The organism is Flavobacterium flavipigmentatum (genome assembly GCF_020911905.1).
Classification (GTDB): Bacteria; Bacteroidota; Bacteroidia; order Flavobacteriales; family Flavobacteriaceae; genus Flavobacterium; species Flavobacterium flavipigmentatum.
In genome coordinates, this window is record NZ_CP087133.1 from 182160 (window position 1) to 197227 (window position 15068).

At 30.5% G+C, this 15068-nt stretch carries 21 protein-coding genes; 4 read left to right on the forward strand and 17 right to left on the reverse strand.

Annotated features, from left to right (window positions below):
- Positions 1-44 precede the first annotated feature (44 nt).
- On the reverse strand, positions 45-425 hold the full coding sequence (locus LNP22_RS00865; RefSeq protein ID WP_229974887.1) for a winged helix-turn-helix transcriptional regulator: 381 nt from the start codon (positions 423-425) through the stop codon (positions 45-47).
- 125 nt (positions 426-550) lie between these two features.
- Between LNP22_RS00865 and LNP22_RS00870 the strand changes: the two genes are divergently transcribed.
- The gene (locus LNP22_RS00870; protein WP_229974888.1) at positions 551-1648 is read left to right on the forward strand and encodes an alkene reductase; all 1098 of its coding nucleotides are present in this window, start codon (positions 551-553) and stop codon (positions 1646-1648) included.
- Positions 1649-2668: 1020 nt separating this feature from the next.
- On the opposite strand, the gene LNP22_RS00875 is transcribed toward LNP22_RS00870, so the two are convergent.
- The 16 genes from LNP22_RS00875 to LNP22_RS00950 all read right to left on the reverse strand — a co-directional run bounded on the left by LNP22_RS00875 (position 2669) and on the right by LNP22_RS00950 (position 12322).
- Complete coding sequence (locus LNP22_RS00875) at positions 2669-3541, reverse strand: NmrA family NAD(P)-binding protein (RefSeq protein WP_229974889.1); 873 nt, start codon at positions 3539-3541, stop codon at positions 2669-2671.
- Positions 3541-3978, reverse strand: coding sequence for a nuclear transport factor 2-like protein (locus LNP22_RS00880; protein ID WP_229974890.1), 438 nt, complete (start codon positions 3976-3978; stop codon positions 3541-3543). The genes LNP22_RS00875 and LNP22_RS00880 overlap by 1 nt, the downstream gene beginning before the upstream one ends.
- A gap of 45 nt (positions 3979-4023) precedes the next feature.
- Entirely contained in the window at positions 4024-4929 is a 906-nt protein-coding gene (locus LNP22_RS00885) for an alpha/beta fold hydrolase (protein ID WP_229974891.1), read from the reverse strand.
- 195 nt (positions 4930-5124) lie between these two features.
- Complete coding sequence (locus LNP22_RS00890) at positions 5125-5616, reverse strand: hypothetical protein (protein ID WP_229974892.1); 492 nt, start codon at positions 5614-5616, stop codon at positions 5125-5127.
- 148 nt (positions 5617-5764) lie between these two features.
- On the reverse strand, positions 5765-6001 hold the full coding sequence (locus LNP22_RS00895; protein ID WP_229974893.1) for a thioredoxin family protein: 237 nt from the start codon (positions 5999-6001) through the stop codon (positions 5765-5767).
- A 36-nt stretch (positions 6002-6037) separates the two neighbouring features.
- Positions 6038-6469: a carboxymuconolactone decarboxylase family protein gene (locus LNP22_RS00900; protein WP_229974894.1), complete on the reverse strand. Its 432-nt coding sequence runs from the start codon at positions 6467-6469 to the stop codon at positions 6038-6040.
- Positions 6466-7308 carry an isocitrate lyase/PEP mutase family protein gene (locus LNP22_RS00905; RefSeq protein ID WP_229974895.1) on the reverse strand — a complete coding sequence of 281 codons (843 nt, stop codon included), beginning with the start codon at positions 7306-7308 and terminating at the stop codon, positions 6466-6468. Before LNP22_RS00905 ends, LNP22_RS00900 begins: the two co-directional genes overlap by 4 nt.
- A gap of 8 nt (positions 7309-7316) precedes the next feature.
- Positions 7317-8342, reverse strand: coding sequence for a uroporphyrinogen decarboxylase (hemE, locus tag LNP22_RS00910; protein WP_229974896.1), 1026 nt, complete (start codon positions 8340-8342; stop codon positions 7317-7319).
- 11 nt (positions 8343-8353) lie between these two features.
- Positions 8354-8947: a MarR family winged helix-turn-helix transcriptional regulator gene (locus LNP22_RS00915; RefSeq protein WP_229974897.1), complete on the reverse strand. Its 594-nt coding sequence runs from the start codon at positions 8945-8947 to the stop codon at positions 8354-8356.
- 69 nt (positions 8948-9016) lie between these two features.
- Positions 9017-9280, reverse strand: a complete 264-nt coding sequence (locus LNP22_RS00920) for a DUF2024 family protein (RefSeq protein ID WP_229974898.1) — start codon at positions 9278-9280, stop codon at positions 9017-9019.
- A gap of 10 nt (positions 9281-9290) precedes the next feature.
- Positions 9291-9938, reverse strand: coding sequence for a protoglobin domain-containing protein (locus LNP22_RS00925; protein ID WP_229974899.1), 648 nt, complete (start codon positions 9936-9938; stop codon positions 9291-9293).
- A gap of 68 nt (positions 9939-10006) precedes the next feature.
- A complete protein-coding gene (locus LNP22_RS00930) occupies positions 10007-10240 on the reverse strand; it encodes a thioredoxin family protein (protein ID WP_229974900.1) in 234 nt (77 codons plus the stop codon).
- Between the two features lie 49 nt (positions 10241-10289).
- A complete protein-coding gene (locus LNP22_RS00935; protein WP_229974901.1) occupies positions 10290-10523 on the reverse strand; it encodes a thioredoxin family protein in 234 nt (77 codons plus the stop codon).
- A 19-nt stretch (positions 10524-10542) separates the two neighbouring features.
- Entirely contained in the window at positions 10543-11238 is a 696-nt protein-coding gene (locus tag LNP22_RS00940; RefSeq protein WP_319616431.1) for a hypothetical protein, read from the reverse strand.
- Positions 11239-11306: 68 nt separating this feature from the next.
- A complete protein-coding gene (locus LNP22_RS00945) occupies positions 11307-12041 on the reverse strand; it encodes a hypothetical protein (protein ID WP_229974902.1) in 735 nt (244 codons plus the stop codon).
- A 47-nt stretch (positions 12042-12088) separates the two neighbouring features.
- Entirely contained in the window at positions 12089-12322 is a 234-nt protein-coding gene (locus LNP22_RS00950; protein WP_229974903.1) for a thioredoxin family protein, read from the reverse strand.
- A gap of 357 nt (positions 12323-12679) precedes the next feature.
- Here LNP22_RS00950 and LNP22_RS00955 point away from each other — a divergent pair, with 357 nt between their 5' ends.
- From LNP22_RS00955 to hmpA, 3 genes are all read left to right on the forward strand, one after another.
- Positions 12680-13276, forward strand: coding sequence for a Crp/Fnr family transcriptional regulator (locus LNP22_RS00955; protein WP_229974904.1), 597 nt, complete (start codon positions 12680-12682; stop codon positions 13274-13276).
- A 111-nt stretch (positions 13277-13387) separates the two neighbouring features.
- Entirely contained in the window at positions 13388-13675 is a 288-nt protein-coding gene (locus LNP22_RS00960) for a hypothetical protein (RefSeq protein WP_229974905.1), read from the forward strand.
- A gap of 33 nt (positions 13676-13708) precedes the next feature.
- Positions 13709-14917, forward strand: coding sequence for an NO-inducible flavohemoprotein (hmpA, locus tag LNP22_RS00965; protein WP_229974906.1), 1209 nt, complete (start codon positions 13709-13711; stop codon positions 14915-14917).
- Positions 14918-15068: the final 151 nt, after the last annotated feature.

The following is a 15068-nucleotide window of genomic DNA, read 5'->3' on the forward strand; positions in this document are numbered from 1 at the left end:
TAGAAATTGCTTCTAAATTCTTTAAACTAAAAACAATATAAACGTTATTTTTTATTATATTTTTCTTGATTTTCTTTTATTTTTGGTAAATTAACTGTTGCCCATTCTACTAATTGAGATAGTATAGGTAGTAAATTTTTGCCAAGCTCCGTTAAGGAATACTCTACTTTAGGAGGCATTACAGGGTATTGCTTTCTTGTAATTATGCCATCTTGCAATAGTTTTTTGAGTGTTACAGTTAACATTTTTTGTGAGATGCCATTGACGATGTAACTAATTTCATTAAATCGTAAAGTCTCATACTCGCCCAATATATGTATAATTGTAATAGACCATTTGTCTGCTACGTGATTTAAAACATCTCTAACAGGGCAACGATTTATATCATTAGTTAATTGTTTAATTTTTTTTGTTGCTGTATCCATTTGATAATCAATATTAATTACTTCAAGGTAACTGTGTTACTGTAAAGTAAGTTATTTTTTATGTATAATCTTTATTATAGCTTTACACTCCAAAAGTAACTATAATAAATTTTAATACACTACAGATGAAAACAAAGATGCTATCAATGCCATTCGAAATGAATGGTTTATTACTTAGAAATAGAATCATTATGGCTCCTATGGGTCGCTCAAGAGCGGATAATAATACAAATACTGTTGATGAGCTTCAAGTTACTTATTACAAACAAAGAGCATCTGCGGGATTAATAATTACAGAAGGAGTTTTAGTTAGTAGAGATGCTCAAGGAGGCATTAATCTACCAGCAATTTACAACCAAGAGCAAATTGATTCTTGGCGATTAGTAACTGATGCTGTACATAATCAAAATGGATCAATTTTTATACAATTGTGGCATACTGGGAGAATGTCACATCCTTTTTATCATAATGGACTTGCTCCATTAGCTCCTTCACCCTTAAACCCAAATACTCAAGTTTATATTCCGACTGGATTTACAGATACCGTTATACCTCGCGAAATGACAGTACAGGACATAAAACAAACCATTAAGGATTTTAAACAGGCAGCTATTAATGCTTTTGAAGCTGGATTTGATGGTATAGAATTACAAGCCGGAAATGGATATTTATTGCATCAGTTTTTTAATTTATATTCAAACAACAGAATTGATGAATATGGCGGTAGTATTGAGAATAGAGCCCGAATTTTATTTGAATTATTGGACTCTCTCAAAGGTGCAGTACCTATTAATCGTATTGCAATACGGCTTAACCCATCTCAAAATGATATACTGGGTATGATGCTAGATGAAAGCAGTATCGATGTTCACGAATACATTGTTAAAAAATTGAACGAATACGATTTAGCATATTTACATTTAGCTGAGCCTTTTATATCAGTTGATAATCATCCATACGGTATTAGCCGTGTAACTAAGCACTTCAGACCACTATTTAAAGGTGTGATTATATCCAATGGAGGCTATAATCCAGTAACAGCAGAAAGTGCTATAGAAGATGGTGATGCAGATTTAATATCATTTGGTAAATACTATATTTCTAACCCTGATTTGGTTGAAAGAATTAGTAATAATTGGATACTGAATGATCCAGATTCAAATACATTTTATACAGGAGGTGCTAGTGGTTATATTGATTATCCAAGCTATACAACAGATTAGGTTGAGATAAATATTTAATATACTATCGCCTACAATTTTAATAATTTCAGCGTTATTGATGGGTGTTTTTAGATTTATTCTAAAAAACGAATTATAACGTTTGCTGTTTCTTTAGGTTTTTCTGCTACTATAAAATGCCCAGATTTTTCTATTTTATATAACTTATAATCGGTTGTTGTAGTCTCTAACGAAATTTTCAGCATTTCATAACCACTTCCGCCAATTCCCAAAACAGGGATTGTAATTTTTTTGTAATTTTTGGAATCTTCAATATCTACTGGAAATATTTGATATCAAGCATTAGAAACTCTATTTGCATCTTTGCTATCATATGCATATGTATATACTGGCTTATCAAAGTCACTGACACCGTTATAATTTAGTAGTATTTTTTATATAGACATTCTATTAAAATTTCAATTCGCTCTTCAAGAAGTTGTTCCGGTATATCTTCAAGCTGATTAAAAGCAAGCCACCAAGGATAAATATAATTTGCGCCCAGAATAGGAAGTTTGTACATTACTGTATCTGGATGAGTTGTATCAAGAAGTATTAATTTGGAAGTTGCCTGTGTGAAATTTGAAGCAAATCTAAAAGCTATATGAGCTCCAATGTATTGACCAACAACGTTACAGGAGCAGTAGTAAATGGGAAATTAGTAGAGGAAAAATTTTAAAATGGTTAAGTATTTACCACAGATATAAAACGTAAAGAACAAGCTCAAAATATTATTATTAATATAAAAAAAGTAACAAAGTAATTTGTAAGTTGACTACGATTTCAATGAACCAATAATGGGTTATCCTTGTGGACATAAAATTATCAGGATTGAAAGAGATAAATTTGACGCAAAAGAAATTATTAAAATATTAGAAAAATTAAATTTAAAATGTTAAATTTTAGAAGATAAAATTTGTAAGTAATATTTTTCCATTTAACTTAAAATTATTTTGGACTGCTTTGCAGCTGATTAAATATATTGGAAAATTTGAATCAACTACAAAAATTTGTCTTATTCCATTAACTTAAAAATTTTTTATTAATCATATTTTTTAATGTTATTGGAGTAAAAGCTTCTTTAGTTCTTGGTAAAGAATATATTCCTTTTGGATCACCCAATGCCTTGTATAAATTAAATAATTCGATCTGAATTGCATTATTTAAGCCCATTTTCGCTGTCTGGATTTTTATCTCTTCGTACGTAATCTGTTTGTATTTAATATTTTTATTTAGCATTTTACTAAACATTTTCACCACGTCCAGCATTGAAAGGTGTTCAGGTCCCATAAGTTCTTTTATAATAATTCCTTGCCAATTTTTATCTTGTAAATAATTTGCAGCAATAATTCCAATATCATCTGTGCTTATAAAAGGAATTTTGTGATTTTCATCAAATGGACATTCAACCCTATTATTTTTCAAAATAGCATCCTTTTGGTTTAACAAATTTTCCATAAAATATCCTGGTCTTATTACCGCAACATTTTTACAAATTGCTGCAAAGGTATTCTCTAGTTTATTCACATAACTGATTGTACTTAGATTTCCTGGAAAATTTGAGCCTAATGATGAAACCAAAACTACTCTTTTAATATCATTTTGTTGAACTGCTGTTGCACCTGAATGTATCATCTTATTATAACTTTCCTCAATACTTTCTAATGTTAATATTGGAGGGATAATCCAAAAAAGTGCATCACAGTTTCTGGTAGCGTTTATAACATCGTTAGCATTTAAACTGTCTAATTGTATTAGTTTTGCATTAGTAACTTCTAAATTTTTAAGTTTAGAAAAGTTTCGTCCTAATAATATCAAATCATTATCAGTATTTGATAGTTCTTTTGCGATAAAGCTACCAATATTTCCAGTTGCAGTTCCAATTGCTATTTTCATTAATTTTCTTTTTTAAAGATTTCTTTAATTTGTGTATTTGAAGTATTTGGTGTTAATGCTAATGGATTCCAATATTCTTTATAATTGATAATTAGACCCTTTTTAAATTTTATGCGTACTACATACTTTTGTGAATATTTTTTACCTAAACCCAGTTTTATTCCTAACTGAAATGATTCTCCACAAAATTCAGCCCAAACAAGATTCTCACTTACAGAATATATTTCTATGTCTGAAACTTTAAAATCATTCATAGCCTTCAGTGCATTTTTAAGGTAAATCGAGTAATCGTATTTGTTTAATTTTGATGACGTATTTAAACTATCTGCATACGGATATTCAATTATACATTCGTCTAATAAAAAACTTAAAACTTGCTCATAACTATTTTCAAAAGATTTTATAAAATTTAAAGCTATTTGTTTACTATTATACATTCAAATTGTTTTTATGTTAATTATTAACATCTTATGATAATCACTTTACTGATTTTTTGTTTCTCCCAAAAATTGCATTATAATGTTTACTGTTTGCTGTGGTTTTTCTGCTAATATAAAATGCCCGCATTCATATATTTTATGTAACTTATAATCGGTTGTTGTAGACTCTAACGAAATTTTTAGCATTTCATAACCACTTCCGCCAATTCCCAAAACAGGCATTGCAATTTTTTTGTAATTTTTGGAATCTTCAATATCTATTGGAAATGCTTGATACCAAGCATTGGAAGCTCTAATTGCGTCTTTGCTATTATATGCGTATGCATATACTGCCTTATCAAAGTCACTGACACTGTTATAATTAATTAATAATTTTTTATATAGCCATTCTATTAAAATTTCCATTCGCCCTTCAAGAAGTTGTTCCGGTATATCTTCAACCTGATTAAAAGCAAGCCACCAAGGATAAATATAACTTGCGCCTAGAATAGGAAGCATAGGAAGTTGGTACATTCCTGTATCTGGATGAGGTGTATCAAGAAGTATTAATTTGGAAGTTGCCTGTGTGAAATTTGAAGCAAAGCTAAAAGCAATATGTGCTCCAATATCGTGACCAGCAATATAAACCTTTTCATATCCCAACTGCAATATTAGTTCGTAAATATCTTTTGCCATATTTTTTTTGTCATAACCAAATAACGGTTTGTCAGAACTTCCCATTCCTCTCATCTCCACAACTATTATACAGTATTTCTCTGCAAGTGTTGGCATTATTTTATGGTAAGACCACCATGTCTCCGGATAACCAGGAATTAAAATTAATGGCTCTCCTTTTCCGCCTTTTACATAATGTAATTTAGTATTATTAACCTCCGCATAATTACTTGTAAAGTTTGGAAGGGATTTCAAGAGTTCTTCGTTCGAGTATTTAGTATGTACTTCTTCCATTGTTAATTTATTTTATTAAACTTATACTTCAATGCAGCTACTTCTATTCACTAATTTTATAGGGTGATTAATTACGTGAACACATTTATTTAATGGGTATTTAATCTTTGGCACAAATAAATGCACTAATATTTTACTTTGTAAATTATAAAAATGAACCAATACATTTATAAACCATTTGTTTATAAATCAAGGTCATCTTAATAATAGCAATTCTTTCAATTTTGAGTTCAAAATAGTTTCTTCCAAATGACCAAAATAAGAATATAAAATATTTTTATTGTAGTCAAAAATGATAAATGATGGAGTGCCTTGCAATTGATTTATTGTAAATGTTTCAGCAATTAATGGGACTTGACTGTAATATGCCTTTATTTTTATCATTAAAATTTCCTTATCTTTTTCAGAAAAATTTTTAAAATTTGGTATTGCTTCACAAACTAATTTAATTTTATTTGAATTTATAAATTGACTACTAGGTGCAATACTATCAAATGCTACAGGAAAATTAAGTTTCTCGAAATAATTAGAAAGTCCAAAATTTGTATTGTAATACTTTTTAGTTTCTCCGATTAGTGTACCACTTTTTAAAAGTAATTTTAGGTTTTCCTCGTTGTTAAATTCAAAATCCTCAAAAGCTGTAGCTACTCCAATAAATCCAACTTTATCATTGAGTAATTTAAACAAATTATTGACTATTGGGATACCATATATAAAGCAACCCGGACAATTTACCTGAAAAACAAATGCAAGATTTACTTTTTGTATTTTGAATTCTCCTTGAATTAATTTTTGAGTATTGAGATGAAATTTTGACATTGATAAGATAGGTTATTTACAACAAACACTCGATATTACCCTCGTGTTCCAATACATTAAAGTGGAGTACGTTGCCATTACTTAGTACTAATGCTGGAAACACTTTAACTCCTTTTAATTTCGCTTCTTCTTCTTTTTCTGGATGTAACCCCACGTGAGTAATGTCTAAATTTGTCAATCCTATTAGATTAACAATGTCTTGTCCTACTTCTGAACAAATTTTACAACCATCGTGATACAATGTAGCTTTCATAACTTAAATTTTTTAGATTAGTAATTTTAATTGTTTTTAATTCATTTCGGTTGCCATAGCAATTCTATTCCAAGAATTTATTAAGACAACTTGCATTATTAATTGTGCTGTTATTTTATTACCAAAAATATTAACCACACTATTGTATGTACTTTTTGTAACACCAACCAAATTGATATTGGTTATCTCTTCGGTTAATTGTAGAACTGCTTTCTCTTCTTCTAAAAAAAGACTTAATTTATCCCAAGTTGATAATGCAGAGATTTTATTTGGGTCTTCGCCTAATTTTATAGCTAATTCTGTGTGCATTTTGATACAATAGGTGCAACCATTTATTTGTGATGCTCTAATCTTTATAAGTTCTAAAAGTTTAGGATTAACTTGAATAAACTTTGCTTGTGCTTCTAATTCTAGCATCAAATCATAGGTCTTTCTATCAGAATTTTTTATAGAAATTCGTTGGCTCATTTTTTCTTTATTAACATTTTTAAATAGTCAGATGTTATTTCGTTTTCTATTATTGTCGACAATCCTTGGTTCTCCTTAAATTGTAGTGCAATGTGTTTCATTGCTTTTATTGCAATTTTTAATAATGACGGTCCTAAACTAACTCTAACTACACCAAGATTGTGAAGTGTAATTAAATCCGGAATTCCGGGTATTGTTAAGATATTTATTGGCATCTTTAATTGAGCAAACAATTGTTGAATATTCTCTTGAGAAGTTATAGCGATTGGGAAAAAGCAGTTCGCTCCTGCATCTTTGTATGCTAAACCTCTATTAAGTATTTCCTCAAATTTTGATTCTTCAGTTGTGTAACTATCTTCGTGAAGAAAAACATCTGTACGTGCATTTATAAAAAGTGGTATATCCATTTCAATACTTACCTTTTTAATCAACTTGATTCGATCACATTGCGCTTTTATTGTATACAGGTTGTTAGTTGACCTATTGGTATCTTCAATATTAATACCAACGATTCCTTTTTCAATCAACCGTTTTATGTTGTTTTCAAGCTCTTTATTATTGGTTGCATAACCACTTTCAATATCGGCAGTTACAGGGATATTTACACTATTTGTAATTTTGCCTAAATTATTGAGAACTTCATCAAAAGTAATTTTTTCACCATCACTTAATCCGTTACTGTATGCCACAGATGCACTAGCGGTAGCAATGGCTGGATATTCTAAATTTTCTAATAAAGCAGCACCCAAAGGATCCCAAATATTAGGTAATACAAATAACTCTCCCGTATTATGAAGTTTATGGAATTGCTGTGCTTTTTCCTTCTGAGTGTAGATCATAAATTTAACTATGGATTATATTCTTTTACAGCATCAATAAAAGCTTTAGCATTATCAACAGGAATATTGGGTAATATGCCGTGCCCAAGATTTACAATGTAGTTATCTGTACCAAACTCATTAATCATCTGATGAACCATCTTCTTTATTTTTGGAATAGGTGACAACAACCTGCTTGGGTCAAAATTTCCTTGTAATGTAATTTGACCTCCAGTTAAATATCTTGCGTTTTCAGCGGAACAAGTCCAATCAATTCCTAAAGCAGCTGCTTTTGAATTTGACATCGCTGGTAAAGCGAACCAGCAACCTTTCGCAAAAACAATAACCTTTGTATCATCTGCTATTGCCTCAATTATTTGATTAATGTATCTCCAAGAAAACTCTTGATAATCGACTGGCGATAACATACCGCCCCAAGAATCAAAAACTTGAATAACATCACATCCCGCTTTTATTTTCCCTTTTAAATATAAAATAGTTGTGTCGGTAATTTTTTGTAATAAAGTATGTGCTGCGATTGGATTTGAAAAGCAAAATCCTTTAGCAGTATCAAATGTTTTGGATCCTTTCCCTTCAACAACATAACACAATATTGTCCAAGGCGAACCTGCAAATCCAATTAGAGGTACTTCATTATTCAACATTTCTTTGGTTATTTTTATGGCTTCAAAAACATAACCCAAAGTTTGATTTACATCAGGAATAATAGTTTTATTAACATCTTCGAGTGATCGAATTGGATTAGGAATTATTGGTCCTAAATTATCTTTTAGTTCCACATAAATTCCCATTGCACGAGGCACAACCAAAATATCAGAAAACAAAATAGCAGCATCTGGTTTAATTATTCGGATTGGTTGCATTGTAATTTCTGCAGCTAATTCGGGTGTTTCGCAACGAGTAAAAAAATCATATTTATCGCGGATGTCTCTAAATTCGGGCAGATATCTGCCCGCTTGTCGCATCATCCATACTGGCGGACGCTCGACCGGCTGGTTGCTTAAGGCTCGAAGAAATAAATCGTTTTTAATCATTTTATTTGTAATTATTTGAACTCTGGACAATCTATTCGTATATCTTCAATTTTCAGTACTTGGTTAAGTAGTGCACAATATGGAATGTTATTATTTTGTGAATAAAACTGACAATTGGTGCAGGTTCTATGCGAGTTTATTAATTGAATATTATTTAACTCGTTAATAATATTGGTTATGCTTTGCCACAACATAACCTTGTTGGCTTCACTAATATTTGATATAATATTTACCAATGGGTTTACATATTGTTCTGTTTGTTGAACTATACTTTTTCCTAAATCAGTTATCTGAATAAAATAGCTTCTTGTATCAAATTTGTCTGAAATTTTTGTTATGTATTTTTTTTTCTCAAGCGTTTTAATAGTTTCGCTAACAGTAGGTTTTGATAAATTGAATTCTTTTGATAGATAACTAATTGTTGATTTATTCTCTGAATGATAATTTATAAAAATAAGTAACTGTATTTGAATTGGACTTAAATTGTAGTGCTTTGATTCCTCAATTAGTAACGTTTTGAATACTTGAGAAATTCGGTCAAAACCAATAACTATTTTGTTTTCAAGGCTTGAATTCTGATAATCTAGATTGTATATACTCTCCATAATGTTATAATTAATAAACCGAAGGCATGTTTAACCTTCGGTTTACAAAAATAATGTTCCTGATTAAAACTAATAGCAGTTTTCCATTTCGATAATAGAATACCCTCTATTTAAAATTTCCTTTTCAACATTTTCTGGTGCTTTGTCTATATGACAAAAATTACATTCTTTTGAAGTTAAAGGTTGTCCTTCTTGCATTACGTTTTTTAAATACTTTTTTCCATATTCAAAAATTATGTTTTGATCTTTTTGATTTTCATCTACAAGAATATCAAAATGCATAACCTTACCATCTTTTCGGGTTACATAAGTATCCCATACTGCTACTTTCATATATTCAATATTAAAATTCTCCTTTTTTCATGTAAGGTTGTCCCCAAAGTATAGATTGCATTAAAACTGACTTTACCCAAGCATTGTACATTTTTTCAACATCTTCAGCACTAGCTCCTTTTTTTGCAAGGAAAGGTTTTAACGTAGTTGTAACCGGTATAGTTAATGCAGGGATATATCTGTAATTGATAACTGGAACAGATTTAGCATTATCGGTTTTGTTTTTCTTAGTGGTGTAATGACGTAAACCGATTTCATATTGATAATTTAACCAATCTTGATTATAATTAGCATCAGCGGTATTCAAAATCCAAGCTTCAAATCGACCTCTAACTTTCGCCAAATATTCTCCTTCGGGTTTTCCTGTAGTTTTATTACCGAAAAAATAAACTAACTGTGGAGTACCACCTACAAAACCGTACCATACATCAAGTATTGCATTAGTTTGATCTTTAAGGATGTCTTTACTCATTTTTAAGTACTTTACATCCTCATCAGTAAAAAGCATTGATTGTTGCAATAATTTTAATTCTTCTAATGTGAAAGGAGATTTTGCAACTTCTTTTGTACCATAAGTATATCCTGATGGCTTTTGTGTTTGTGCTTGTGCAATCGATAATGAAAGGATTGCTACTAATACGATAATTGAATTTTTCATTTTTTTTGAATTTAAAGATTTTTAAAAAACCCAGCTGGGTGAATCCCAACTGGGTAAACCAACATTAATTAACCAATAACATCAGCCATTGATGCTCCGAAATTGATGTGCAATACATTTCCTTTTGGAGTAACTAAAGCAGGTACAGATTTAACACCTGCCTTAACTGCTTCGTCAATTCGAGATTTGTCATCGCCAAAATGAACGATTTCTACATTGTCTTTACCGATTAACTCGATAACATCGTGCTCTGCGCTGATACATACTGTACAACCTGCGTGATAAAAAATTGATTTGCTCATAAAATTAAATTTAAAAATTAGTGATTACTTGTTGAATTTATTAAGACTACTATCCAATAACTTCCTCCATTGAGGCACCGAAATTGATATGTAATACGTTTCTATTTGGAGTTACTAAAGCTGGAACGGATTTTACTCCTGCTTTCACAGCTTCGTCTATTCTAGACTTGTCATTTCCAAGATGAATAATTTGAACTTTTGAATGTCCGATCAGGTCGATAACATCATGTTCCGCACTAACGCAAACTGGACAACCTGCGTGATAAAAAATTGATTTGCTCATAATTATAAACTGATTATTATTATTGTTGAACCGTATACGGTAATGATAGATTTCCAGAGGCAACATTATACACTTCATAAACTCCGAGCAAAGGCAAGGCGCTATTAGTTGTATTTACTTTCATAAATGCTGTTACTCCATCGAAATTGAAATTTGTTTTGTTTTTAACAGCAGTAATAGGAAAAATAACTTTAATAGTTTTATTATTTGTTACAACCTGAAAACCTGGGGAATCCATATACATTGGCATCCCTGGATTTGTTTTTGGAAGTACAACAGTTTGATCGCCAGCGTTAAATTCTTTTACAGATAGTTTACCATTCACTCTTAAATCTTCTTTTAGAATAACCCAGTGTGCGTGCCAAACTATACCATCATTTAAATAATTTTTATCATTATTCTCATCCCATAAAGGAGTGTCATCAAAATCAGGGTGTGAAGTCAAAGCCATTGCAACAATACCAGTAGTGGTTCCAAAACCAACGTCAGAGGAGCTTAGCGATGTAGGAAAAACATATCCCAATACAGGTGCGCCATTTTCGCTGCCAATAGCGGTTGGACGTGTGTTACCAGCCATACCTTTAACGGTCATAGTCATAATAATTTGATCTAGAACATTGTCGTATTTAGCGGCTACTTGTTCAATTCTAAAATCCTGATTTACTGTTTCCGGCTCCTGTGCTTCGTCATCATTAGAACAAGATGTGGCTATCAATAAAATTGCTAAGTAAATAGAACTTAAAAATCTATTTTTAAAAATATTATTTGTTTTCATATTGATTACTAATTAATTGTTACTGTATAGGGTAATGATAAATTTCCAGAGGCAACACTGTAAACAGCGTATACACCAAGCATAGGATATGCAGGATTTGAAGTATTGACTTCCATATAAGCTGCTACCGCATCAAAATTGAAATTTGTCTTGTTATTTATTCTATAAGCAGGTACAATTACTTTAATTGTATTAGTTTTTGTTACTACAGAATATCCTGGAGAATCCATATACATTGGCATACCAGGATTCGTTGGTGGAAGTTTTACCGTTGTGTCGCCTTGTACAAACTCTTTAACAGATAATCCACCAGCTACTGCAGTGTTATTTTCTAAAATAACCCAATGGGCGTGCCATACTAATCCATCGTTTTCGAAATTGTTATCAAAATTTTCATCCCATAATGGTGTATCATCAAAATCAGGATGTGAGGTAAGTGCAAGAGCTACAATTCCCGAAGTTTGATTAAAACCAACATCTGTTGGAGATAAAGTCGTGGGAAATACGTATCCTAAAACCGGAGCACCATTTAATTGTCCATAAGCAGTTGGTTTGCTGAGTCCTGCAGTACCTTGTACCTGAATTTTGAAAACTATTTGTTGCAAATCTTTAGAAAAAGTAGCTGTTGTACTTTGAATTTGTAAATCTAAAGAATTTGTAAATGACGGATTAGCATTATTGCCTTGACCAAATACTGCTATACTTGTAAGAAGTATAAACACTGAAAATAATATATTTTTCATTTGACTATTTTAAATTAAATTTTATTCTTAACAGAATAAATTATTTCTTATCCGATAACTTCCTCCATTGAGGCACCGAAATTGATATGTAATACGTTTCCATTAGGAGTTACTAAAGCTGGAACAGATTTTACTCCTGCTTTCATAGCTTCGTCTATTCTAGATTTGTCATTTCCAAGATGAATAATTTGAACTTTTGAATGTCCGATTAGGTCAATTACATCGTGTTCTGCACTAATGCAAACTGGACAACCTGCGTGATAAAAAATTGATTTGCTCATAAGATTATTTTTTAAGTGTTAAATTTTGTTGTATTTGTAATTACAGGACAAAAGTAGTTAGCAATACTAACTATATATATAGTCCAGTTTTTACAATATTTGAAGTTTTCTGGATTTTTATTGTTCTTTTTCGATTACAATAATCAAAATATTTAGTGATTTTTTAATATTATATTGCTGATATAGAATAAATTATAATATTGCGCTTGTCATCAGTGTTATTAATAAACCATTAAAGAAGGTAAACCAAGGTTATACAGTGAAACCTGATTTCAAATTTATTATAATTACTTTTGCAGGATAAAAATTTATAATTCTTTAATCATAAGTTTTTTGTTTATAGTAAATTATTGAAATATGATTAGTGAAAGTTTGTTGATTCAATATGGAGCAATAAGGATTAGTATAAAAAAGACCGAAATTTTATTCAACGAATCTGATAAAGCTAAAAACTTTTACCAGATGTATTCTGGAGAAATTAAAATGCATAATTTTAATGACGATGGAAAGGAATTTATTCAAGGTATTTTTACTACCGGTGATAGTTTTGGAGAACCACCGCTGTTGATAAATAAAAAATATCCAGCTAATGCAACAGCTATTATAGATTCGGAGGTTTATGCTCTAAAAAGGGATTCATTTATTAAACTATTACAATTAAATCCAGAGGTCAATTTACAAATCACAACTGCACTAGCCCAACGATTATATTTTAAATCGATAATGGCTTCCGAGATATCCTCACAAGAACCTGAGCATCGCATCATAAAATTGATAGACTATTTTAAAGAAACTATCAATAAAACTACAGTTGATGAAAAATATCAAGTTGATTTAACAAGACAACAAATTGCTGATTTCACTGGTTTGCGCGTTGAAACAGTTATTCGCGCCATAAAATCTTTAGAAAAAAAGAAACTACTTTATATAAATAAGGGCAAGGTTTTTAGATAAATTATTCCATTAAGTTTCATTAAAAAAATATTTTCAATTATGATTGAGGTCATAAATTGTTAACCAGAAAGCTAAATAAATTTGTACCATAAATTTTAAATTAATTTAATTATGGAAACTTACAAATCATATTTAGAAGCGTATACAAGAGGTCTTTTGGGATTCAATACCCTTGGGATTTTAGCTCAAAGTTGCCTGGGTTCAATAGCTGCTATGACAATTTTGATGAATGGAACTAGACCAGTACAGATGGTAGAACTCTTTTTTGTAATAATACTAAGTATGGGTTTTAATGTGATGGTTTTATCACAACAAAGTCCAAAAGTAATATTCAATACCTTATTGATAAGTGTTAGTTTTAACTTATTAATGACTCTTATAAACACGTTATCCTTGTAAAAATCAAATTGTATAATTATAAAATCAAATATTTTGAATACTGCACAAAAAGAATTAATAAAAGCAACAATACCAATTTTGAGAACTGGAGGAGAAGCCTTAACTGCTCACTTTTATGATAGAATGTTTAGACATAGTCCAGAATTGAAGGAAGTGTTTAATATGGGAAATCAAGCAAACGGAAAGCAAAAAATGGCTTTAGCCAATGCTGTTCTTGCCTATGCTGAAAACATTGAAAATCCTGAAGTATTAATAAATGTTTTAAAAGGAATTGGTTCAAAACATACAAGTTTAAACATTAAGCCTGAGCACTATAAAATTGTAGGAACACATCTTATTGCCTCAATCGAGGAAGTAATTGGACATCTTGCAACTAGCGAGATACTCGAGGCGTGGACCATTGCATACAACCAGCTTGCTGCTATAATGATTAATTTAGAAGAAAACATTTATCAAGAAAACAAACAGAAAAGTGGTGGCTGGATTGGTTGGAGAAAGTTTATCATAAAAAAAATAGTAGAAGAATCCACAGAAATTAAGTCATTTTATCTGTATCCAGAAGATGGTAAAAGTGTTGCAGATTACAACCCTGGACAATTCGTTAGTGTTCAGGTTTATGTTCCTGAACTTGATTTACTACAGCCACGTCAATACAGTTTATCAAGCGCACACAATAGTGATCATTACAGAATTTCGGTTAAAAAAGAATCATCAATTAATGATAATCCAGCGGGAATTGTTTCAAATACTTTGCATTCTAAACTTGAAGGAGATTCAGTTATGCTTTCCTCGCCTGCAGGTATCTTTTTTCATAATAAGGAATCGAATGAACCGATTGTATTAATAAGCGGTGGAATTGGAATTACCCCAATGTTAAGCATTTTGGAAACCAATAAAATTAAAGTGGAAAAAAGTAAGACAGTTTGGATTCATAGTTGTAGAAATCAATCTGTTCAGGCATTTAATAATGATGTAGAAACAATCGACAAAGATGCAGATTGGCTAAGAACATTCGTTTTTTATGAGGATATTGAAGAAAGTGAACTTAGAGAAAATGTAATTAAAGGAAGGATTGATTTAGAAATTTGTAAGGATTCAATATTATTGGACAAAGCAAGATACTACATATGTGGCCCGGAATTATTTATAAAAGCTCAATATAATTCTTTACTTAATTTAAATGTTGATAAAGAAAATATCTTTTATGAAGAGTTTAGTCCAGGATTAATAAATTTAAATTAGAATTAACTGCTATATTATCTTTAGGATTCTATAGCAGTTTTTTTATTTCACAAAAAGAGCACATGAGTACAAAAAAAAATACTATTGTAAAAAATTGTTTAACAACTCTGTTTATAACCCTTACATTAACATATGTGAATTCTTCAAACTA